Annotated in this window: 23 protein-coding genes; 6 read left to right on the top strand and 17 right to left on the bottom strand. The window is 66.9% G+C overall.

Going from position 1 to position 22,116, the window contains the following annotated elements:
• Positions 1-45 precede the first annotated feature (45 nt).
• On the top strand, positions 46-288 hold the full coding sequence (locus IPP28_03920; protein ID MBL0040198.1) for a hypothetical protein: 243 nt from the start codon (positions 46-48) through the stop codon (positions 286-288).
• On the opposite strand, the gene IPP28_03915 is transcribed toward IPP28_03920, so the two are convergent.
• Positions 282-1,349 carry an acyltransferase gene (locus IPP28_03915; GenBank protein MBL0040197.1) on the bottom strand — a complete coding sequence of 356 codons (1,068 nt, stop codon included), beginning with the start codon at positions 1,347-1,349 and terminating at the stop codon, positions 282-284. The two genes, IPP28_03920 and IPP28_03915, sit on opposite strands and share 7 nt — an antisense overlap.
• 52 nt (positions 1,350-1,401) lie before the next feature.
• The gene (locus tag IPP28_03910; protein ID MBL0040196.1) at positions 1,402-4,146 is read right to left on the bottom strand and encodes an insulinase family protein; all 2,745 of its coding nucleotides are present in this window, start codon (positions 4,144-4,146) and stop codon (positions 1,402-1,404) included.
• 209 nt (positions 4,147-4,355) lie between these two features.
• Here IPP28_03910 and IPP28_03905 point away from each other — a divergent pair, with 209 nt between their 5' ends.
• Positions 4,356-4,634 (top strand): antitoxin of toxin-antitoxin stability system, encoded by a 279-nt coding sequence (locus IPP28_03905; GenBank protein ID MBL0040195.1) that lies wholly within the window; start codon positions 4,356-4,358, stop codon positions 4,632-4,634.
• Entirely contained in the window at positions 4,631-4,915 is a 285-nt protein-coding gene (locus tag IPP28_03900) for a type II toxin-antitoxin system RelE/ParE family toxin (GenBank protein ID MBL0040194.1), read from the top strand. Before IPP28_03905 ends, IPP28_03900 begins: the two co-directional genes overlap by 4 nt.
• A gap of 44 nt (positions 4,916-4,959) precedes the next feature.
• Here IPP28_03900 and IPP28_03895 read toward each other — a convergent pair whose 3' ends face one another.
• The 3 genes from IPP28_03895 to coaBC form a co-directional block, all read right to left on the bottom strand.
• Positions 4,960-7,356, bottom strand: a complete 2,397-nt coding sequence (locus tag IPP28_03895; protein MBL0040193.1) for a phosphomannomutase/phosphoglucomutase — start codon at positions 7,354-7,356, stop codon at positions 4,960-4,962.
• Between the two features lie 63 nt (positions 7,357-7,419).
• Positions 7,420-7,878: a dUTP diphosphatase gene (dut, locus tag IPP28_03890; protein ID MBL0040192.1), complete on the bottom strand. Its 459-nt coding sequence runs from the start codon at positions 7,876-7,878 to the stop codon at positions 7,420-7,422.
• Entirely contained in the window at positions 7,875-9,149 is a 1,275-nt protein-coding gene (coaBC, locus tag IPP28_03885; protein MBL0040191.1) for a bifunctional phosphopantothenoylcysteine decarboxylase/phosphopantothenate--cysteine ligase CoaBC, read from the bottom strand. Before coaBC ends, dut begins: the two co-directional genes overlap by 4 nt.
• A 41-nt stretch (positions 9,150-9,190) precedes the next feature.
• On the opposite strand from coaBC, the gene radC reads away from it, so the two are divergent.
• Both radC and IPP28_03875 read left to right on the top strand, forming a co-directional pair.
• Positions 9,191-9,865, top strand: coding sequence for a DNA repair protein RadC (radC, locus tag IPP28_03880; protein ID MBL0040190.1), 675 nt, complete (start codon positions 9,191-9,193; stop codon positions 9,863-9,865).
• Between the two features lie 78 nt (positions 9,866-9,943).
• Positions 9,944-11,008 carry a hypothetical protein gene (locus IPP28_03875; protein ID MBL0040189.1) on the top strand — a complete coding sequence of 355 codons (1,065 nt, stop codon included), beginning with the start codon at positions 9,944-9,946 and terminating at the stop codon, positions 11,006-11,008.
• Here the strand turns inward: IPP28_03875 and IPP28_03870 are convergent.
• Genes IPP28_03870 through bioB form a run of 10 tightly spaced genes read right to left on the bottom strand, consistent with a single transcriptional unit; the run spans position 11,000 to position 19,615 of the window.
• A complete protein-coding gene (locus IPP28_03870) occupies positions 11,000-12,250 on the bottom strand; it encodes a putative Na+/H+ antiporter (GenBank protein ID MBL0040188.1) in 1,251 nt (416 codons plus the stop codon). The two genes, IPP28_03875 and IPP28_03870, sit on opposite strands and share 9 nt — an antisense overlap.
• 47 nt (positions 12,251-12,297) lie before the next feature.
• Complete coding sequence (locus IPP28_03865) at positions 12,298-13,056, bottom strand: hypothetical protein (GenBank protein MBL0040187.1); 759 nt, start codon at positions 13,054-13,056, stop codon at positions 12,298-12,300.
• Positions 13,053-14,114, bottom strand: coding sequence for a HEAT repeat domain-containing protein (locus IPP28_03860; protein MBL0040186.1), 1,062 nt, complete (start codon positions 14,112-14,114; stop codon positions 13,053-13,055). Before IPP28_03860 ends, IPP28_03865 begins: the two co-directional genes overlap by 4 nt.
• Before the next feature lie 21 nt (positions 14,115-14,135).
• Positions 14,136-14,834, bottom strand: coding sequence for a hypothetical protein (locus IPP28_03855; GenBank protein MBL0040185.1), 699 nt, complete (start codon positions 14,832-14,834; stop codon positions 14,136-14,138).
• Complete coding sequence (locus tag IPP28_03850) at positions 14,831-15,379, bottom strand: RNA polymerase sigma factor (GenBank protein ID MBL0040184.1); 549 nt, start codon at positions 15,377-15,379, stop codon at positions 14,831-14,833. Before IPP28_03850 ends, IPP28_03855 begins: the two co-directional genes overlap by 4 nt.
• A 24-nt stretch (positions 15,380-15,403) precedes the next feature.
• Complete coding sequence (gene bioC / locus IPP28_03845) at positions 15,404-16,291, bottom strand: malonyl-ACP O-methyltransferase BioC (protein ID MBL0040183.1); 888 nt, start codon at positions 16,289-16,291, stop codon at positions 15,404-15,406.
• A complete protein-coding gene (bioH, locus tag IPP28_03840; protein MBL0040182.1) occupies positions 16,288-17,061 on the bottom strand; it encodes a pimeloyl-ACP methyl ester esterase BioH in 774 nt (257 codons plus the stop codon). Before bioH ends, bioC begins: the two co-directional genes overlap by 4 nt.
• Before the next feature lie 3 nt (positions 17,062-17,064).
• Positions 17,065-17,454 (bottom strand): ACT domain-containing protein, encoded by a 390-nt coding sequence (locus IPP28_03835; GenBank protein MBL0040181.1) that lies wholly within the window; start codon positions 17,452-17,454, stop codon positions 17,065-17,067.
• Complete coding sequence (gene bioF, locus IPP28_03830) at positions 17,451-18,617, bottom strand: 8-amino-7-oxononanoate synthase (protein MBL0040180.1); 1,167 nt, start codon at positions 18,615-18,617, stop codon at positions 17,451-17,453. Before bioF ends, IPP28_03835 begins: the two co-directional genes overlap by 4 nt.
• Positions 18,614-19,615, bottom strand: coding sequence for a biotin synthase BioB (gene bioB, locus IPP28_03825; protein MBL0040179.1), 1,002 nt, complete (start codon positions 19,613-19,615; stop codon positions 18,614-18,616). Before bioB ends, bioF begins: the two co-directional genes overlap by 4 nt.
• Positions 19,616-19,798: 183 nt before the next feature.
• On the opposite strand from bioB, the gene IPP28_03820 reads away from it, so the two are divergent.
• Entirely contained in the window at positions 19,799-20,497 is a 699-nt protein-coding gene (locus tag IPP28_03820) for a ComF family protein (GenBank protein MBL0040178.1), read from the top strand.
• A 5-nt stretch (positions 20,498-20,502) separates the two neighbouring features.
• Here IPP28_03820 and IPP28_03815 read toward each other — a convergent pair whose 3' ends face one another.
• Together IPP28_03815 and IPP28_03810 are read right to left on the bottom strand one after the other, a co-directional pair.
• On the bottom strand, positions 20,503-21,258 hold the full coding sequence (locus IPP28_03815; GenBank protein MBL0040177.1) for a hypothetical protein: 756 nt from the start codon (positions 21,256-21,258) through the stop codon (positions 20,503-20,505).
• Between the two features lie 9 nt (positions 21,259-21,267).
• Positions 21,268-22,116 (bottom strand): hypothetical protein, encoded by an 849-nt coding sequence (locus IPP28_03810; GenBank protein ID MBL0040176.1) that lies wholly within the window; start codon positions 22,114-22,116, stop codon positions 21,268-21,270.

The raw sequence follows: 22,116 nt of genomic DNA, 5'->3' as shown, positions 1-22,116 counted from the left end.
GTTCTCCCGCTAGGATCGGCACATTATCGCTGCCGAGGCACTGCCATGCGCATCATCGCCCTCACCCTCACCCTCGCTGCCGCCTGCGGCCTGACCGCCTGCAGCACCGAAGCCCCGCCGGCCGATCCGTCGGTACAGGCCGAACGCGCCGACCCCAAGGGCAATCCGCTCGAAGGCACGGTGCTGGACGCGCAAGGCGAAGCTCTGAAGAAGGCCCGCGGTCTCGAAGATCAGATGGCCGCGGATGCCGAACAACGTCGCAAAGAGATCGACGCTCAGGCTCAGTGATTGCGACGCGGCGTCGATCGACGCCAGCGCCGCAGCGGGTCGAGATCGTCGAAGTGATGCTTGTGCCGCAGCGCAGGCGCTTCGATGAGGTGCCAGGACAGCATCGCCAGCGGCAACGTGAACACGAACGCGGTGGCGAACAGCGGCAACGGCGTGATGTCGGGAAACAGCGTGATCAACGATTGCTGGATCGGCGCGCCGTACAGGAACAGGCCGTAGGAATAGTCGAACTTCGGCAGCTTCAGTACCGGCAGCGCATAAGCGACATAAAGCGCCAGATAGACGCAGGCCACGATCAGCAGGCTGGCACCGAAGCGCGTCTGCACGCAGCCGATGGCGACCAGCCAGAGCGGCACGAGGACACGCGCCGACAAGGGCACTACGTCGCGCCAAAGTGCGGCGAGCGCACCCAGCAGGAAGAGTTGGGTGATGGCTGGCGATGTGGTCAGGTGCGCCAGCGGCCATCCGTGCCGACGCAGACTGTCGGCGATCAGCAATGCGGCCACGACAGTGAACAGCCGGCGATGCCGGAACAGTCCAAACAAGGCCAGCACGCCGAAGAGGGAATACCAGCGGATTTCGGCACCGAGCGACCACAACGAACCGTTGACCAATCCAGACAGCGGTTGGTCGACGAAGACACCGGGCAAGTCCCACTGCAGCGAGATCAGCATCCCGTTGGACGTGAAGTAGGACCACGTGCGCGGATGCGCGAGGTAGTCGGACAGCGGCAAGGTCGTGAACGTCGCGCCGATCGCGAACACCGACACCAACAGACACGCGGCATACGCCGGATACACGCGCAATGCACGATGCCAGGCGTAGCGCGGCAGGGCATCGTTGCGACACAAGGCAAGCGTGATCAGGAAACCGCTGATCGCGAAGAACAGGTAGACGCCGAAACGACCGCTGTCGAATCCCGCCAGCGCGCGCGCCAACGGCTCCGTCGCACGATCGAGATAGGACCAGCTGTGCGCCCACAGCACCATGAGCGCGGCGACATGGCGCAGCCCGATGAAGTTGTCGCCGTCGCGCGCGGCGGCTGCGGCGATTGTTCGCATGGGCTGCCTGCGCGACCGTTCCGGGGATATCCGGAACGGTCGCGCGGTCGGATCAGCGAATCGCCTTGCCGTCGGCGTCGAGCACCTTGACCTCGCCGAGATTCAGGGCACGGATGCCGGCCTCGATCTTGGACAGGTCGCCGACCACGACCCAGGTCAGCGCATCGGGCTGGAAGTACTTCTGCGCTGCCGCGGCGATGTCCTTGTCGTTCTGCGCTTCGATGCTCGCCTTCAGCGTCTGCACGTAGTCATCCGGACGGCCGTAGACGACGATATCGGTGATCGCGCCGAGCACGGCGGCCGCGGTTTCGAACGAACCCGGCAGGCTGCGCACGTCGCTGGTCTTGATCTTCTGGATCTCCTCGGCGGTCGGCGGACGCGCGCCCGCGAACTCGACGAACTCGCGCTGCAGTTCCTGGATCGACTCGATGGTCTTGTCCGACTGCACGCCGGCCGACGTCATCAACGGACGCTGTCCGAGCGCACCACTGGTGTACGAATACGCACCGTAGGCCCAGTGCTTGTCCTCGCGCAGGTTCATGTTGATGCGCGCGGTGAACTCGCCACCGAACACCGAATTCGCGGTCTGCATCACCTGACGGTCCGCGGCCTTGCTCGATGGAATCAGCTGGCCGGCCAGGATCACCGACTGCTCGGCATTCGGCTTGTCGATCAGGAACACCCGCGGCTTCGTCTGCACCGCCACTTCCGCGATGTTCTTGTCCGGGCGCTTCATCTTGTCGTACAGCCAGTCGCCGAAGACGCGATCGAGCTGGCTGCTGATCTCGGCCATCGTGGTGTCGCCGACGACGATGATGCGGGCATTGTTGGCGCGCACGAAGTCGCGATGGAAGGCGGCCAGGTCGTCGGGCGTGAGTGCCGCGATCGAGGCCTCGGTGCCGGAACCGGTCAGCGGGATCGCGTAGGCATGACCTTCGCCGTACAGCAGCGGCGGCAGCACGCGCATGCCGAGTGCATTCGGGCTGGTCTTCTCCTGAGCAATCTGGGCCATCCACTGGCCTTTCACCCGATCCATTTCCTTGCCGTCGAACTTGGGATTGCGCACGACATCGGCGAACAGATCCAGCGAACCAGCGAGTTCGCTCTTCAGTGCCGACAGCGTTGCACCGGACACGTCCAGCGAGTTGTAGGCGCCGATCTGCGCGCCGAGTTCTTCGCTGCGTGCAGCAATCGCCACGGCATCGCGGGTCCGGGTGCCTTCGTCGAGCATGTTCATCGCGAAGCTGGCCGTGCCGAGCTTGCGGCCCTGGTCGGCGGCATAGCCGGCGTCGAAGATCATGCGCATCTGAACCACCGGCACTTCATGGCGCTCGGCGAGCACCACTTCGATGCCGTTCTTCAGCCTGCCGCGCTGGAGGTTCGGGAAGGCGAGGTCGGGGAAACTCGACGTCTCGGGCACGCCCTTGGCGCGATCGACCTGGGCGGTGCCGGCCTTGACCTCGGCGAACGGCGAGATCGTCAAGGTGTAGTGATTCGGCGTCAGCCATTCTTGCGCGACCGCACGAATGCTGGCCGGCGTGGCTGCCGCCATGTTCGCGAGCGAGGTCTTGTAGCAATCCGGATCGTGCGCATAGGTCGCGCATTCGGCCAGCAGGTCGGCCTTGCCCCCAAAGCCGCCGATGCGTTCGGCGCCGCGGATCACGCCCGCCTCGATGGCGACGCGCGCACGCTTGATCTCCTCGACGGTCGGGCCTTCGGCCACCAGTTTCGCGAGCTCCTCGTCGATGATCGCTTCGACCCGGGCGGCATCCACGCCCGGCTTCAGGTCGGCCTGGATCATGAACAGGCCGGCGATCTCCAGCCCGTACTGGAACGATGCCACGCTGCTCACCAACTGGTCCTTCAGCACCAGACGCTGGACCAGGCGCGAGGTCTTCCCCTGGCCGAGCACGCGCGCGAACAGTCCGAGTTCGTCCGACGAACGCGCGACGGCCGGCGGCGCCACCCAGGCGCGGATGATGCGCGTCTGTGCGACACGGTCCTGCATTTCGTCCCGCGCCGGCGCCGTCAACTTCGGGGCCCAGACATCGCGCTTGGTCAGCGGGCCTCCCGGCGGGATGTCGCCGAAGTACTGCTCGACTTTCTTCCGCGCGGTCGTCGCGTCGATGTCGCCCGCGAGCACCAGCACCGTGTTCGACGGGCCATACCAGGTCTTGAACCATTCCTTGACGTCGTCGAGGCTGGCCGCGTTGAGGTCGGCCATCGAGCCGATCGGCTCCCAGCGATACGGGTGGCCTTCCGGGAACACGCCCTCGAGCACCGAGTAGAACGTCTTGCCGTAAGGCGCGTTGTCACCCTGGCGCTTCTCGTTCTGGACCACGCCACGCTGTTCGTCCAAGACCTTCTGGTCGATCGCGCCGAGCAGATGGCCCATGCGGTCGGACTCCATCCACAGGGCTGTATCGAGCGCCGTGGTGGGTACATTCTGGAAATAGTTGGTGCGGTCGAAATCGGTGGTGCCGTTCTGGTCGGTGGCACCGACCTTTTCGAAGGGCTTGAAGAATTCGTCCTTGTAGTTCTCCGAGCCCTGGAACATCAGGTGCTCGAACAGGTGCGCGAATCCGGTGCGCCCGGGCTGTTCGTTCTTGGACCCGACGTGGTACCAGAGATTCACGGCGACGATCGGCGCCTTGTGGTCCTCGTGCACGATCACGGTCAAGCCGTTGTCGAGCTTGAACTGCGTAAACGGAATGTCGATCGGCGCCTTGTAATCGGCAGCGACCGGGGCAGCGGCAAGCACGGCGGCAAGCCCGAAGGCGAGTCGGTTCAGGGTCATGGATAGTCCTTGGAGATCGGAGTCGCGCGGCACGGCCGCGGCGGGCTCGGCATCGTGCCGGGATTGTGGGGAATTGTCATCTTGCGACGAAACGGAACGATCGTCCTTGGCATGCACGGCGTCCGCAAACTCCGGCCAATGCAATAGAAGCACTGACGATACTGAAGACGTATATACTATTTCAGTACCTTTCGAGTGTGGATCTCATCATGTCCAAAGAAGCCGTGTTCACGATGAAGCTGGAACCTGAGCTTCGCGCCGACTTCATGGCCGAAGCGGCCAATGAAGACCGGCCCGCTTCCCAGATCATGCGCGAGTTGATGCGCGGTTACCTCGACCAACGCCGTCAAGCGCGTGAATATGACGTCTACTTGCGACTCAAGGTGGACGCCGGGCGCGCATCGATGCGAGCAGGACGTGGCCGGTCGAACGAGGATGTTGAAGCTGCGTTCGCTGCCCGTCGCAATCAGGCGGTGGACTCGGCGTGATCGTCATTTGGACGCGCGAAGCCGAGCAAGATCGCGTCGAGATCTGGGACTTCATCGCAAGCAACGATTCTCGTGCCGCCGTCCGCATGGATGAGCGTTTCAGCGATGCAGCCAGCCGGTTGGCGGGGCATCCGCACATGGGCAAGGCGGGAAACATCGCGGGAACGCGCGAACTGACGCCTCACGAGCACTATCGCCTCGTCTATGAAATCGACGGGAACACGGTGTGGGTGCTTGCCCTCGTGCATACTGCCCGCCAATCGCCGCCGATACGAGACTGAACGATGTCGACGAACGGCATCGATTCGGAGCGCATCACAGCGCCTCAGAACGGCAGGTTGAGATTCGGGTCGACCGCCAGCAACTGGCTGCGGAAACTGTCCTGAATGCGGTCGAGCCCAATCTTGTTCAGGGCGTCAAAGCGCAGCACCAGACAGGGCGTCGTGTTCGAACAACGCACCAGACCGAAGCCGTCCTTGTAGTCGGCGCGCACGCCATCGATGGTCGTGACCTTGGCGCCCGGGAATTTGGCGCGCTCGCGGAACCTTTCGATGAAAGCGTAGTGGTCGCCCTCGGCCATCGGAATCTTGAGTTCGGGCGTGCTGACGCCCTTGGGCAAGGTCGCGAACACCGCTTCCGGGGTCTCGTCGCGCTGCGCCAGGATTTCCATCAGGCGCGCCGCCGCATAGATGCCGTCGTCGAAACCGTACCAGCGTTCGCCGAAGAAGAAGTGGCCGCTCATCTCGCCGGCCAGTGCGGAATCCTCCTCGCGCATCTTGGCCTTGATCAGCGAATGCCCGGTCTTCCACATCACCGGACTGCCGCCGTTGCGCAGGATGTGCTCGGACAACTGCCCGGTGCATTTCACGTCGTAGATGATGGCGGCGCCGGGGTTTCGGGTCAGCACGTCTTCGGCGAACAGCATCAGCAGGCGGTCGGGGTAGATCACTTCGCCGGTCTTCGTGACCACGCCGAGGCGGTCGCCATCGCCATCGAAGGCGAGACCGAGGTCGGCACCGTATTGCTTGATGGCGATCTTCAGGTCGTCGAGGTTGTGCAGGTCGGACGGGTCCGGATGATGGTTCGGGAAACGCCCGTCGACGTCGCAGTACAGCGGCATCACTTCGCAACCGATACCTTCCAGCACCGCGGGCGCAAACGCGCCGGCGATGCCGTTGCCGGCGTCGACGACGATCTTCATGCGCCGTGTCGCCTGTACATCCGAAATGATGCGGTCGTTGTAGTCGGCCTTCACGTCGACCGAACTGACGCCGCCATTGCCGTGCGCGAGACGTCCTTCGACGATGCGCGCGAAGATGTCCTGGATCGCTTCTTCGGCAAGGGTCTGGCCACCGACGACGATCTTGAAGCCGTTGTAATCAGGCGGGTTGTGGCTGCCGGTCACCATCACGCCGTTGCCGGTGTTGAGATGATGGGTCGCGAAGTACAGCACCGGCGTCGGCGCGGCTCCGATGTCGATGACATCGCAACCGGCCATGCGCAGGCCTCGGATCAGGGCTTGCGAGAGGTCCGGTCCGGACAGGCGGCCGTCGCGGGCGACGCAGACTTCGGTCATGCCGCGCTCGCGCACGATCGATCCGATCGACTGGCCGATCAATTGCGCGGTGCCGGCCGTCAGGTTCTGGTCGACGATGCCGCGGATGTCGTAGGCGCGGAACATGCTGCGATCGAGTGCACCGGCCGGCGCCGGCTTGGTCGACTGCTCCACCCGCGCGGCCTCCACGGCGGCCTGCTCGGCAGTCACCGCGGCATCCTTGGCTGCGGCATTGGCGGCCAGTTTTTCCTGCACCTGCTCCATCGTCGCGCGCTGCTTGGGTGCAGCCATCACCTCGCCATCGGGCAATGCGTCGAGCTTCGGCAAACGCTGACGCAGGAAGATCAGCCCACCGACGCCCGCCAGAGCAAGCAGACCTTGCAGCAACAGCGAGGTTGAACCGCGTTCCTCGAACAGGCCGAGCACGGTGCCGATGCGGAACAGGCTCGGCACCCGAGTTGCGATCATCAGCAATGATCCGGGCACCGGCTCGATCAGGTCAGGCATGTCGGCCGCGCCATCGCCACGATCGAAGCTGAGCACCGCACCTGCCGACTTCTCGGACTTGCCTTGCCTCAGTTCAAGCCGCCCACCCTGCACGGCCGCCGCGTCCATTTGCTGCTGCACCACGTCGAGCGGCAAAAGTGCGTAGATGTAGCCGATGATCGTCTCGCCGTTGCGGATCGGTTGCGCCAGCGCCAGGCATTGCGCATCGGCGCCGCAGGCATGCACCTGGACGCGGGCACCCTGCTCCGACTCGCGCGACTCGGCGAGGATGTCGGCCTTCGCATAGCCGAACTTGGCGAGGTCGGCCTCGATCAGATCGGGCAGCGAGGCATCATGGAATTCGGCGTCGACCAGTTCCGGGATCAGGCTGCGCAAGCGTTGCTCGGCACGCATCTGCGCGGCGCTGTCGAAGCCGGTCACGGCCAGGGTCAGTTCGGTGTCCTTGGCCGCCGCAGCCACACGATCCGCCTGCTTGCGCACTTCCGCGCCAATCGACTGGACCAGGGTCGCGCGGGCTTCCGTCAGGGCGGCCGCCGTCGATTCTTCGCGGCCGCGCTGCACACCGTCGAACAGCGAGATCACGGCCAGCACCAGCGCCAGGCCGACGCCCGCGGTGATGCCGAGACGTTGCGCATCCAGCGGCGCCTGCTGGCGCTCCATCGCAGCCTGCAGCGCCGTCCTCTTGCCCAAACCCAGTGCGAGCTTCATTCCTGCATTGCTCCGTCATTGCCTGCCGGTATGGCCGAAGCCGCCGGCGCCGCGATCGCTCGCGACGAATTCATCCACGAGATTCAGCTCGGCACGCACGATCGGCACCAGCACGAGCTGGGCCAGGCGATCGCCGGGCTGGATGGTAAAGGCCGCCTGCGATCGGTTCCACACCGACAGCATCAGCGGTCCCTGGTAGTCCGCATCGATCAGCCCGACCAGATTGCCGAGCACGATGCCATTCTTATGACCGAGACCCGAGCGCGGCAGGATCACCGCCGCCAGGCCCGGATCACCGATATGGATGGCGATGCCGCTGGACACCAGCGCGGTCGCGCCCGCTTCCAAGGTCATCGGCGCGTCGAGCATGGCGCGCAGGTCCATGCCGGCCGATGCCGGGGTCGCGTATTCCGGCAGCGGAAACTCGCGGCCGATGCGTGCGTCGAGAATGCGCACGTCGAGGCGATGCCTCATGGCGCTGCTCCGAGACGTTGCGCGATCAGTTCGATCAGCTGCCGCGCCAGTTCGGTCTTCGGTGCCTGCGGCCAATGCCATTCGCCGTCCGCAGCGACCACATCCAGCGCGTTGTCGGTGCGTTCGAAGCCGCAATCGGCACCGACGCGGTTTGCGCAGACCAGGTCGACGCGCTTGCGCACCAACTTGCCGCGCGCGTTCTCGACCACGTTCTCGGTTTCCGCCGCGAACGCGACGACCAGCGTCGGCCGCTGCGCATGCTGGGCGATGTCGGCGACGATGTCCGGGTTCGGCACCAGCTGCAGGGTCAGCGCCTCGGCACTGCGTTTGATCTTTTGCGTGGCCGGCGCGGCGATGCGGTAGTCGGCGACTGCCGCAGTGGCGATGAACACGTCCGCCGGCAGTGCGTCCAGCACCGCGACATGCATGTCGCGCGCACTGCGCACGTCGACCCGACGCACGCCGCGCGGCGTCACCAGATCGACCGGGCCGGCGATCAGGGTCACGTCGGCGCCGGCCATCGCGGCCGCTTCGGCGATCGCGAATCCCATGCGTCCGGAGGAACGATTGCCGATGAAGCGCACCGGATCGATGTCCTCGAAGGTCGGGCCGGCATTGACCAGCAGCTTGCGTCCGGCGAGCCGCTGGGTCGCTGATCGCAGCGTCGCCAGTGCCGCCACCAGTTGCAGCGGTTCAAGCATGCGCCCGGCCCCCACTTCACCGCAGGCCTGATCGCCGCTGTCCGGTCCGAAGACCGCGACGCCGCGCGACTGCAGCTGCGCGATGTTGGCCTGGGTCGCGGCCTTGGCCCACATCACCCGGTTCATCGCCGGGGCGATCGCCAGCGGCGCCTCGCTGGCCAGGCACAGCGTGCTGAGCAAGTCGTCGGCCTGGCCCTGGGCCAAACGCGCGATCAGGTCGGCCGAGGCCGGTGCCACCAGGATGAGATCAGCCCAGCGCGCCAGCTCGATATGGCCCATGGCCGCCTCGGCCGCTTCATCCCACAAGGAGTGCCGCACGGCGCGCCCCGACACGGCCTGAAAGGTCTGCGCGGTGACGAAGCGCGCCGCGTTCTCGGTGAGCACGACCTGGACCTCGGCGCCGGCGTCGCGCAGGCGCCGCACCAGGTCGGCCGATTTGTACGCGGCAATGCCGCCGCTGACGCCGAGCAGGCAGCGCAGCCCTTGAAGTGTTCCAGCCACGGAGGAGTCCGATGCGAAATTGCGAGCAATCCTAGCCGAATCGGCGCCCGTGGCCGATGCCCGAACCATGGCCGGCCGCGAAAATGCGGCCCCCAATGGATGAATCCTCGATGCGCCTTGCCGACCTCGCCCCCGCCGACCGTCCCCGCGAACGCCTGCTGCAACTTGGCCCGGACGCGCTGTCCGACGCCGAACTGCTGGCGCTGTTCCTGCGCACCGGTCAGCGCGGCGAAGACGTGCTCGCATTCGCAACCCGCGTCCTGCGTGACGCCGACGGGCTCGCCGGGCTGTTCGTGCACGAGGGCCGGGCGCTCGCCGACATCCGCGGCATCGGCCCGGCCAAGCGCGCCGAGCTGCGCGCCGTGATCACCCTGGCGCAACGCTATCTCGCCAGCGCGTTGACCCGACCCGATGCGGTCCGTGATCCGGCCGCCGCGGCCGACTATTTCGCCCTGAGCCTGCGCGATCGACCCCAGGAAGTGTTCGCCGCCGCGTTCCTGGATGCGCGCCATCGCATCGTCGCATTCGAGGACTTGTTCCACGGCACCCTGGATGGCGCCAGCGTGCACCCGCGCGAGGTCGTGCGACGCGCCATCCACCACCGTGCCGCGGCGGTGATCGTGGCGCACAATCATCCCAGCGGCGTCGCCGAACCGAGCGCCGCCGACATCGCGGTAACCCGACGCCTGCGCGAAGCCTTGGCTCTGGTCGACGTCCGCCTGCTCGATCATTTCATCGTCGGCGAGGGCCGGCCGCTGTCATTGGCGGCGCGCGGGTACCTGTGAGCCCGCGCCCCTTACGCCTCGTGCGCTGCGGCACCTATACTCGGCCGCATACCCGGGGAGGGGCATGCGCCCAAGGCCGTGATCGAAGGTTTGCAGGACAGTTTTCCGGCTGACGCGATCGAGATCCGCTTGCAGGATCCCGGCGAAGCCTTGCGCCTGATCGGCGAGCGCCGTCCGGACGTGCTGGCGCTGTTCGCGAGTCGTCGCGCCCTGCTCGCGGAAAACTTCGGTGATGCCATCGCCCGCGCCTGGGATCGCGCCGAACGCGCGCTGGCGCTGAGTCTGGTGCGCCTGGCCGTGCGCCACGGCCGCTTCGGCAACGACTACCACGACTATCACAACGAGATGCACGCGCTCGAGATCCTCGACCGCCGTATCGGCCGCGTCATGCGCGAGGCTGGCCCGCATACCCTGTCCGGCATGGACTGGATCGCGCTCAGCCTGTTCGCGAGCTGCCACGACCTGCGCCAGCGCGAGGTCGTCGACACCGGCCACCCGGTCGGCAGCAACGAAGCCGCGAGCATCGCCGAGACGCAGCGCATCCTCGATCATTGCGGCTTCGACCGCAGCCACGACCGCGCGCTGTATCTGGCGCTGGAAGTCATGATCGCCGGCAGCACCTTCGACGCGCGCCCGCAGCCGGTCGACCGCCGCGCCTACAACACCGCCGAGGTCATCCACGCTGGCGGGCCGCTGGCGCCGCACCTGGGCCGCGAAATGGAACGCATGACGCCGGGATGGCGCACGGCGCCGGATGTCGAACGCGCGCTCGAGCTGGCGCTGCTGGCCTCCGATCTCGATACCGCGAATGTCGGCGAAAGCTTCATCGAGCTCAGCGACAGTTCCGCGCGCCTGGCCGGCGAGCGTGAAATGCGCGCCGGGCGCCCACTCGATTCGGTCGAATCCGGTGCACCGATGCTCGGCTTCGTGACCGGCGGACAAGAGCGCTACTTCTTCGAACTGCATCGTTTCTGTTCGCCGCTCGGCGAACGCATCTACGCCGCCGGCAAGGCTGCGAATGCCGACAAGGTACGCGAAATGTCGCTGCGCCTGCGCGCCGAATTCGCTGCGCGCGCCAAGGACAGCTACAGCGGCGCCGACGTGCTGCGCGCACAGCAACGTGTGGCGTGGGACCTACAATAACCAGAAGCAAACGATCGCCACCGCCGTCGGTGCGAGTGCCGCGACGAACAATCCGAGCGGACTGATCGACTCTTCGTCGAACTTGACGCGCAGGATCGAGAATCCGGCCGGATTCGGCGCATTCGCGATCACCGTCAAACCGCCGCCAGTGACTGCGCCGGCGACCAGTGCGTACTTGAACTCGGCCGACAGCCCCTCCACGAGCGAACCCAGATAGGTCAACGCCGCGTTGTCGGTGATCGCGGTCAGCGCGGTCGCGCCGAAGTACACCTGGTCCGGGCTCATCTGGGTCAGTAGCGGCTGCAACCACCAGCGCTGCAAACCGCCGAGGACCACCAGACCGGCGAGGAAGAACGCGACCAGCAGGGCCTCGCGCAGCAGCAGCTTGTTCTGGTGCTGCGGATAGGCCTCGGCAATGGCGAGGAACAGCAGCAACAGGCCGAGGAAGACCGGCGCTTCGTGCGCGAACACGACCACGCCAGTCAGCAAGGCAAGGTGCCAGAACACCAGCAAGCCGGGCACGCGCGCCGTTGCTGCGGCCGCGGCATCCAGCTTCAACACGCCGAGTTCGCGCCGGAACACGAAGGTCAACAGCGCGGCATTGACCACGACCGCGATCGCCGCGCGCCAGCCGAAGTGGGTCAGCATGAAGCCGATGTCCCAGCCCCAGGTGTTCGCGACCATCAGCACCGGCGGCGCCGCGTAGGGCGTCATCACGCCGCCGATCGAGACGTTCACGAACAACACGCCGAGCGCGGCGTATTTCAGGCGATTGCTGATCGGCTGCGCGTAGTAGCCGTCGCGCAGGATCAGTGCAGCGAGGGTCATCGCCGCCGGCTCGGTGATGAAGGAGCCGAGCAACGGCACCAGACTCAGGGTCACGAAGAAATAGGCGGTCGCACGTGGTGCCGGTACGACGCGCGCGAGCAGCGCCACCAGTCCCTGCGATACCTGCAGCACGGCGCGACTCGCAGCCACCACCATGATCGCGAACACGAACAGCGGCTCGGTGAAATTCAGCCCATCGACGTAATGCAGGGCCGCCGGCTTGCCCTGCAGCACGATGAACGTGGCGAACAGCAGCATCGCCCAGAAGCCGAACACCACCTCGACTTCGCCGAGCAGGTGGAAGATGCCGGCGTGCGCGGGTTTCACATGCGACAGATGATCGAAGAACTTGGTCGAGAACGTGTGCAGCACGGCGAGTGCGAACAGTCCGGTACCGATCCATTCCATCGTCATTGTCGTCCTCCTCGGTCGTGCGGAAGGCGGATTCTAGCGACGACGCATCAACTTCCGGCCGGATCGAGACGACGGTCGAGATAGGCGAAGGCACGCGCGTCCTCGGACTGGGCCAGCCAGAACAGCGCGCGACTGCGCAGGTCGCGATCCAGTCGACGGTCCTCGACCAGCGTGATCAGCGCATCGACACCGGCCGCGCCCGGCATCTGCGACAGCACGAAGACCAGGTGCTCGCGCAGCTCGGCATCGGCCTTCGGCAAGGCCTCGCGCACCAGCGGTTCAACGCGGACACCCAGACGTTGCCCCAGCCAGAACCAGGCGTCACGACGCTCGTCGCGGGCACCGGCGCGGCTGCGTTGCTTCAGCCAGTCGAGCGCCGGTTCACCGAGATGCAGCGCCACCGCCACCAGTCGGTCCTGCACGGCACGCTGGCTGTCCGAGATCGGGCCGAGCAGGCGCGACAGGCTGGCTGATGCCTCCAGCGCGCCGAGTTCGCGCACCGGCGACGTGGTCTGCACCGCACACGCGCCGTCGTAGACACGCACGGCGGCCAGCACGCCGGCGTCATAACGTGCATAGACCTGTACGGTGTCGCTGCGCGGCGCGCCATCGACACTGCCGTAAATGTCGTTGCCGCCCTCGAGCTTGCAGGTCGACGACTGCAGGGCGCCCGCATGCCGCGTCGCGCAGCAGAATGCCGGCGCGTCGGGCAGCGCCGCCGTGGTCCAGCGCAGCCATTCCGCCGCCGATGCCGAACCCGCGAGCGCGAGCGTCCACAGCGCGATCCAGGATGCCCGGCGCCTCATGGCGATTTTCCGTCGAGCGCAGCATCGATCGCCTCGAACGCGGCATCGCCGCCGATCGTCGTCAGTGTCTGCAACAATTCGCGCTTGCGCTCGGGCTTCGTCTCGGCGCGGTACAGGGCGAGCAGGCCCTGTTCGTCGCCGGAGACCATGAGGCCCTGCAGCGCGGCGTCGCGGATCTCTTCGGTCGTGGCCTTGCGATAGAAATCCTGCAACGCCTCGCGCGCCCGCACGTCGCCCAGGATGCCGAGTTGCGCGATCGCATCGCGCTGCACCTTGGGATCGGCAGGATCGCGGGCGAGCGCGATCAGGCCTTCGAAGTCGTTCGAGATCGCGAATGCGTCGACGAGATTGCGCGCATGCACGCCGGACTTGGCCAGTGCACGCAGTTCGTCGCGGCCGCCGGCCACACCCAGCATCTGGATCGCACGGCTCGCCTCGCCCTCGTCCTTGGCCTGCAGTGCGATCTCGTAAAGACCTTTGCGGTCGTTGGCGATCATCAGCGACTCGAGCACGGCATCGCGCACAGCGGCATCGCCGTCTGGATACAGTGTCTTCAAGGTCGCGAGACTGTCGGCATCACCGCGGATGCCGAGCGCCCGCACCGCCTGCATGCGCACATTGCCCTGACCATGCTGCGCCGTCTGCTTCAACAAGGCCGCGGCGTCGCTGCCGTCGATCTGCGCCAAGACGAAGACCGCGCGCTCCTTGACGCGATCGGTCTGCTGACCCGCGAGCACCTTGCGCACCAGCGGCAGGGCACGCTCCGGCGGCGCCGCCATCAGGCCGCGCAGCGCCGCGATCGCCAACGCATCGGCGTCGCTGACGGGCTCCGCGTCCTCATCGACCGGCACCAGATGGCGCGCCTGCTTGGCTTCGACCGCGGCGCGCTCCGACGCCAGGCGCGCCGCATCGGAGGCGAGCTTCGCAGCATTGGCCTGTGCACGCGCGACTTCCGCGACATGGGCCGTGGCCGCCGCGGACGGCGCACCCTGCGCGATGCAAGCCAGCGGCATGCTCAGGCACAGGGCCAAGGTCAGGGACAAGGCATTCGGTTTCATGTCGGGTTCCTCGATTCGGATTCAGATGCCGGATGGCGAAGGCTTGGATGGGGAGGCCGCGAGCTTGGTTTGCATCACCGACCATTCGAAGGCGAGTTGATCGCGCTCCGCACGCGATGCCGTCGGCGCGTCGTTGGCGAGGTCGCGCAGCAGCGGTTCAAAGGCGCGCAGCGTGCGTGCGAGTTGCGCATCGCCGGCCGCATCGGCGGCTTGTGCCAGCGCACGTTGATCGTCGATCCAGCGCTGCACCAGGGCGCGTCGCGTCGCATCGTCGGCCTGCTCGGACCATGCCGACAGACCGGCGCCGGCTTCAGCCAGATGCACGCGCACGCTGCGCGCGATGCGCGCCTCGTCGCCGCGCTGCGAAGCCGCGACCGGTGTCGGCGTCGCGATCGGCGGATCGACTTCGGTCTTGCGCCATTGCGGTCCGACGATCGCGAGTGCGCCGACACCTGCGGCCAGCGCCAGCGGCACGAACCAGCGTGGTCGCGCGCGTTGCTTCGACGCGTCATCGCGGATGGCACGCGCCCAGCGCGCCTGCAGCACGGCATCGATCTGTGGCTCGGGCACATGACCGAAGCGCGCCAGTTCGGCGACCAGACGCGCATACCGCGCACCGAGCGCGGCGTCGCGGGCCAGCGCATCGGCGATCTCGTGTCGACGCGTGTCGTCGAGGCCATCCTGCCAGTGGAACAGCAGCAGATCGTCATCGGAAATCATCGGGAATCCTCCTGCCAATGCGCAAGTTCGCCGCGCAGCTTGCCGACGCCGCGAAACAGCGCCTGCTTGATACTGTTGATGCTGCGATCGAGATGCGTCGCGATCTCGTCGAGCTTCCATTGTTCGATGTGCTTGAGCACGAAGCAGACGCGTTCCATCTCGGTCAGCCGCGCCATCGCCGCACCGGTGTCGACACCGAAGGCGGTACGCAGATGCATTTTCGCCGGATCATCGCTGCCGGGTGTGTCGTATTCGGGTGCATCGACGTCGAGATCCGCCATCGGCCCGCGCCGCCGCACCAGTTCCAGCGCCGCGTTGATGGCAATGCGATGCAACCAGGTGTCACGCTCGGCTTCGCCGCGAAACTGGTCGCGCGCGCGCCAGGCCTTCAGCAACGCCTCCTGCACCGCGTCCTCGGCCAGCGCCGGATCGCGCGTGATGCGCAGGCAGGCCGCCTGCATGCGCGCGCCGCGGCGGGCGATCAGGTCACGGAATTCGTCCTCGGGTCGCGGCGAGGTCCGCATGAAACCGGTCAGCATGCGCATGGGATGGCGACCGGGCAGAATCGGTTAGCTTTCCCGACGCCGCGCTTTCAACTGCGCCCTCAGGCTGTCGATCGACACCGCGGCGATGTCGGTGCCGCCGCGGCGGCGCGGCTGCGAGGCATCGGGCGCCAGGGCCTGGGCGTAGACGACTTCGTAGCTGGCTCGATACCGGCCATCGTCACCGCGGAAGCCTTCGTAGGCGGCGAGCAGGGTCGCGAGCTTGCGCTTGCCGGTGAGGCCACGGGCGCGCTCGGCGTCCGCGTTGCCGGCACCGATGCCCTTGAGTTCGCGCATCAGGATCTTCGGGTCGGAGTAACGCAGGTCGTAATGCTCGACGTCGAGCATCGGATCGCGGAAACCGGCGGCAAGCAGGCGGTCGCCGACGTCGTGCATGTCGATGAAGACATTGACGTGCGGGTCGTCGTCGACCGCGGCCCAGCTCTGGCGCAGCTCGGTCAATGTGTCCGGGCCGAAGGTCGAGCACAGCAGCCAGCCGCCCGGGCGCAGCACGCGCCGGAATTCGTCGAACACCGCCTCCAGGTCTTCGCACCATTGCAGGCACAGGCTGGAAAAGATCAGATCGACGCTCTGGTCGGCGATCGGCAAGGCGCGCGCATCGCCGCAGACGCGACGAAACGGCTTCCACCAGCCGGCACGCGACTTCGCCTCGCGCAGCATCGGCAGGGCCAGATCGAGTGCGATCACCTCGGCCTTCGGGAAACGCTTGCGCATCGCCGCGCTGGCGCGGCCCGGCCCGGCGCCGACATCGAGGATGCGCTGCGGCGCGTCCTTGAGCAGGTCGAGCCGATCCAGCAATTCCGCTTCGACCTGGTGCTGCAAGGTCGCGATGGCGTCGTAGGCCGGCGCCGCGCGCGAGAACGCGCGGCGCACGCGCTGCACGTCCAGCCTCATCCGGCTTCGACCTCGCGGATCAGGTAGTCGATCTGCGCAGTCACTTCGGCCAGATGCGTCAGGAACGGCGCATGGGCGGCGCCGGCAATGCGGTGATATCGCCCGCGTGCCGCTTCCGCAGCCCATTCCATCGCCTGCCAGGGCACCAGTCGATCACGCCCGCCCGGCACCCAGACGCTGGGACACGTCAGTTGCGACAGGCGGTCGCGATAATCGGTGTGCTCCAGCGCATACAGGCCCATTTCAAGCACGGCGGTGCCAGGCTCGCCGCGATCGAACACGTGGTCCTGCAACTCGCGCAGGCAAGCCTGCGCGTTGTCGTCACCCAGCGCCTCCAGGGCCAGAAAGCGTTCGATGGTGCCGCGATAGTCGGTTGCAAGATCGCTGCCGAATTGCTGCAGCGTCGCCATCGCGACGCCATGCTGCCAAGCACCGTTCGAGACAAAACACGGCGATGCACACAACATGCCGAGACCGCGCACCTGGGCTGCGGGGGTCAAGGCGGCGCGCAACGCCACCAGTCCGCCGAGCGACCATCCGACCCAGATCGACGGCGGCAGCAAATGCGACAGCCGTTCGACACAGTCGGCCAGATCGAACCCGTCCTCGCCCTCGCGGCTGTAGCCATGTCCGGGCAGGTCGACGACATGCACGTTCGCGTGCCTGGCGAGGCGCTCGGCCAAGGTCTTGAACAGCCCGCCGTGCATGGCCCAGCCGTGCAGCAACACGACCGAGGTGTTGGCACCGTGACCATAGGTATCGATATGCATGTCTCAGCTCCGCGACAGTCGCCGCAGGATGTCGCTCGCCTCGTCGGCGCGATCCAGCGGCACGAACAGATGATCGTGATAGTACGCCGCCACGGCATTGCAGGCGATGCCGGCATCGGCCAACGCGTCCGCGACGGCGGCGGTCAGCCCGACCGCCTGCAGGGACGAATGCACCCGCAAGGTCAGCCAGGCGCAGGGGAAGGTGTACGCAAGCCCCGCCGCATCCGCAACCTCGCGGCGCAGCACGTGGGTCCAGCCTTCCGACTCCCGAAACAGCAGGATCGGGTCGAGCTCGGCTTGCAGCGCCGGCAGCGTGGCATAAACGTAGTCGCCGGGCTGCCGTTCCGGCGCCAGCGTGCGCAGCAGCACGGTCAGCTGGGTCTCGCCGGTCATGACTGCCTCGCGTCGTTCAATGCAGCGAGCAAGCCATCGATCTGCGCGGCCGTGTGCGCGGCGGACAGGGTTACGCGCAGCCGCGCGCTCCCTGCGGGCACCGTCGGCGGGCGGATCGCCGGCACATACCAGCCGCGAGACATCAGGGCGTCGCTCAGTGCGAGCGCCGCTTCCGTGTCCCCGATGAGCAAGGGCTGGATCGGCGTGACCGAGTCCATCAGCGTGTAGCCGAGCTGGGTCGCGCCACTGCGAAACCGCGCAATCAAGTCGCGGAGATGCGCGCGCCGCTCCGGTTCACGACGGATGATCGCGATGGCCGTGGACGCCGCCGCTGCGATCGCCGGAGACAGCGCCGTCGTGTACACGAACGGCCGCGCGAACTGGATCAAGGCATCGATCAGTACCTGCGACCCGAGCACGAGGGCGCCGCCGCAACCCACCGCCTTGCCGAGCGTGACCATGCGCAGCGGCACATCTTCGGCACCGAGACCGAAGTGCTCGGGACTGCCCTGACCATCGGCGCCGAGCACGCCGAAACCATGCGCATCGTCGACGAACAGCAAGGCGTCGCGTTCACGCGCTCGCGCCGCCAGTTCGGACAAGGGCGCCAGGTCGCCATCCATCGAGAACACGCCATCGGTCGCGAGCAGCGCCGGTGCATCGCCGGCACGGTCGAGCTGACGTGCCGCCGCATCGACGTCGTTGTGCGGATATCGCCGCAACGTGCAGCCCGCGAGCTGGGCGCCATCGATCAGGCAGGCATGGTTGAGCTTGTCCTGCACGCAGACATCGCCGCGCTGCATCAGCCCGGCGATGACGCCGAGATTGGCGAGATAGCCGGTCGAGAACAACAGCGCCGATTCATAGCCCAACCACTGCGCGACCTCGCGTTCGAGCTGCGCATGCGGGCCGCGATGGCCGCCGAGCAGGTGCGCGGCGGTGCTGCCGACGCCCCAGTGATTCGCGGCCTCCTGCATCGCGCGGACCACGTCCGGATGTTGCGCGAGACCAAGGTAGTCATTGCTCGCGAACGAGATCAGCGCACGGCCGTCGATGCGCAGGTGCACGCCGCTCGCCTGGTCGACTTCGCGCACGACCCGACGCAAGCCGGCCGCGGCGCGCTCAGCGACGCGTGCGCGGGCGCGGGTCGCAAGGGAGATCAAGCCGCGCGCTCGACGATCTCGGCGTGCACGGTGTCGGAATGCGCGACCACGACCAGCGGCTTCAGGCCGAGCTTGTCGAACAGCGCGCGGTCGGCTTCGGTGTCCGGATTGCCGGTGGTCAGCAGCTTCTCGCCGTAGAAGATCGAATTGGCACCGGCGAGGAAACACAGCGCCTGCAACTCCTCGCTCATCGCTTCGCGGCCGGCCGAGAGCCGGACCATCGACGCCGGCATGGTGATGCGAGCCACCGCGATCGTGCGCACGAATTCGAAGGCGTCGAGATCGCGCTCTTCAGCCAGCGGCGTGCCGGCGACCTTCACGAGGCGATTGATCGGCACCGAATCGGGATGCGCCGGCAGGTTCGCCAACGCGCGGATGAAGCTGGCGCGATCGGCGCGGGTCTCGCCCATGCCGACAATGCCGCCGCAGCAGGTCTTCATGCCGACATCGCGCACATGCGCGAGCGTGTCGAGGCGATCCTGGTAGCAGCGTGTCGTGATGATGTCGCCGTAGAACTCGGGCGAGGTATCGAGATTGTGGTTGTAGTAGTCGAGCCCGGCCGATTTCAGCGATGCGGCCTGCTCGCGTGTCAGCATGCCGAGCGTGGCGCAGGTTTCCAGCCCGAGTGCCTTGACCGCGCTGACCATCGCATTCACCTGCGCGATGTCCTTGTCCTTCGGCGAACGCCAGGCCGCGCCCATGCAGAAACGCGAGGCGCCGGCCTCTTTTGCCTGCTTGGCCTTGGCGACGACGGCGTCGAGCGGCATCAGCTTCTCGGCCTTCAGTCCTGTGTCGTAACGCGCGCTCTGCGGGCAATAGGCGCAGTCCTCGGGACAGGCGCCGGTCTTGATCGACAGCAGGGTCGACACCTGCACCGCATTCGGATCGTGATACGTGCGATGCACCGACTGCGCCTGATGCATCAGCTCATTGAACGGGGCCGCGAACAGGGCTTCGATTTCGCCCTGCGACCAGTCGTGACGCAGGCCGTCGTCGATGTTGCGCAATTCAGCCTTGCCGCCCGCGCAACCGCACCCCGTACCGCAACCGCCCATCGATTCCATCGTCATGATCCGCTCCGAACACGCGGACCGACCGCGCTACAGTCCGCGCAGTCTATGGACCCGACTCCCCCTGTCAACGCGCATCGTTTGAATCCGGTTGACGGCTGGCTGCGCCGCCTGTCGTTGCACCTGCTGCCGCCGCGCTGCCTGCTGTGCGGCGGGCCGGGGATGGCGGGTCGAGAGCTTTGCGCGCCCTGTGCAGCCGACCTGCCATGGAATCGCAGCCAGTGCGCGCAGTGCGCGCTGCCCTTGGTGGCGTCGACCGAACACTGCGGCGAATGCCAACAACATCCACCCGCGTTCGACCGCCTGGTGGCCCCGCTGCGTTATGCCTATCCGCTCGACGGCCTGATTACACGCTTCAAGTTTCACCATGACCTCGCCGCCGGCGTGTTGTTGGCGGATCTGCTCGGCGACGCCCTGGCCAAACGATTGGCAGATGCCGCCACGCGCCCGGACCTGCTCGTGCCGGTGCCGCTGCACGCGCAGCGCCTGCGCGAGCGCGGCTACAACCAGTCGCTGGAACTCGCCAGGCGCCTTGCGCCCGCCATCGGCCTGCGCATCGACGCCGCCGCCCTCGCACGCGCCCGTGCCACCGCGGCCCAGTCCGAACTCGACGCCGCCGCACGCCGCCGGAATGTCCGCGACGCCTTCGTCGCCGACCCCGCCCGCGTGCGCGACCGCCACATCGCCCTGATCGACGACGTCGCCACCACCGCCGCCACCGCCCATGAATGCGCCCGCGCGCTGAAGCTGGCCGGCGCTCGCGACGTCAGCGTCTACGTCATCGCCCGCGCACCGGCGCGACACGACTGAGTCACTTACTCGAATCCGTCCGCGAACATGCGGTCCGGCACTTCGGCGACCAGGGTCAATTGATGCAAGCCGGGCGCGAGTCGTGGGGCGATGCAATCGACCGTATGCGCGTCGGGATCGAGTCGACATTGGTTGTCGAGGTCGCGGGTGGCACTGAGGAACAGCAGTTCGGCATCCGCAGGCAAGGCTTCCGAATGCAGCACCCCGATCGCCGAACTGCTGCCGGCGACCAGGACCTGCGCGGTCCGGTACAGGCGGCGCCCTTCCCAGGCTTCGATGCTGGCCGTGGAGACGTTTGCATTGTTGGTGACGTTTTGCAGCAACTGCGCATTCGCCTCCTGGCCCGATGCGGTGAAGCGTGCGGTCGTGACTCGAACGCCACCGGCCATGCCCTCGTCGAAATGGGCGACCACGGTGACTGTGGCAGCGCTGTTCGCGGGCAGGATGCCGCCCTCGCAGACGACCAATCCGTTGGTGTCGTAGTCGGGGGTTTCGCAAGCCCAGCGCCCGGCGTCGGTGCCTGCGATGGTTGCGCCGAGAAAGCGTGCGTTCGGCGGCAACGTCAAGGTCGCGTAGCTGGCGCCGACCAAGGAATCATTGCCGAGCGTCATCGTGTACGAAAAGGCGGCACCACCGGCTACCGGCGCGAGATTGCTGCTGGACAATCCGACGCTGACAGCCGCCAGCGCATCGAACGAGACCGCAGCGATCACCAGCGTGGCGATGCGACCACTGAAGCGGCGTATTGCGAACGGACTCATCGCGCGGCCTCAGGGACTGATGGTGATGGCGGAAATCGCGGGTGAACCGTTCACCGAACCGACTCCCGCGGTCAGCGCCGCCGAGAACTGGGCGCTGCCATTGGGCTGGTTCGGCAACACGTCGAGATTCAGGGTGAGGGAATGGAGCCCGGTAGGAACACGGCTCATGCTGCAGCGGACTTCGCGGGTGTCGGGGTTGTAGCTGCAGGCATCGGCGAACGACCGGGTGCCATGAAGGCTGGCGAACTGGACCTCGGCCGGCAACACCATCGAGAACACCCCGTTGACTGCGGACGACAATGCGCCGTTGTTGATCGACACCAGCATCGTGGCGCGCGTGCCTGGCGCCGCCGAGTCGGTCGCGGCGACGATGAGCGAGAGTGCGGCACTGTTCTGCACGGTCACCTGCCGACTCGCTGTGTTCTGGCTACCACCGGCCACCACGCGTGCGGTCGCCGTGCGTACACCACCCGACAGATCGGGGTCGGTGGACACGACCACGTCGATCGTCACCGCACCACCGGCCACGAAGCTTGCTGATCGACACACGACCGAACCGTTGTCGTCCACGCCCGGACCGACGCAGCTGAAGGCGCCTGCCTGCGCACCGCTGACGGTCAGATTCTCGAACCAGATGCCCGGCGGCAGCGGCAGGGTCATCACCACATTGGTGGCTGCGCCGGGGTCCGGGTTCGCCAGCGTCACGGTGTAGCCGAAGGCGCCGCCGCCGGCGACCGGCGTCAAGTTGCTGGCCGCCAACGCAACCGTGACGGCCGCCTGGGCCACCACGGGCCCGATCAACAATGAAGCCGCCGTCAGAATGCGGCCGAGCCCGAAACGCTTGCGTACGATCTGCAT

It is taken from the genome of Lysobacterales bacterium (genome assembly GCA_016721845.1).
Lineage (GTDB): Bacteria > Pseudomonadota > Gammaproteobacteria > Xanthomonadales > Ahniellaceae > JADKHK01.
This window is presented reverse-complemented; position numbering and strand designations above follow the sequence as displayed.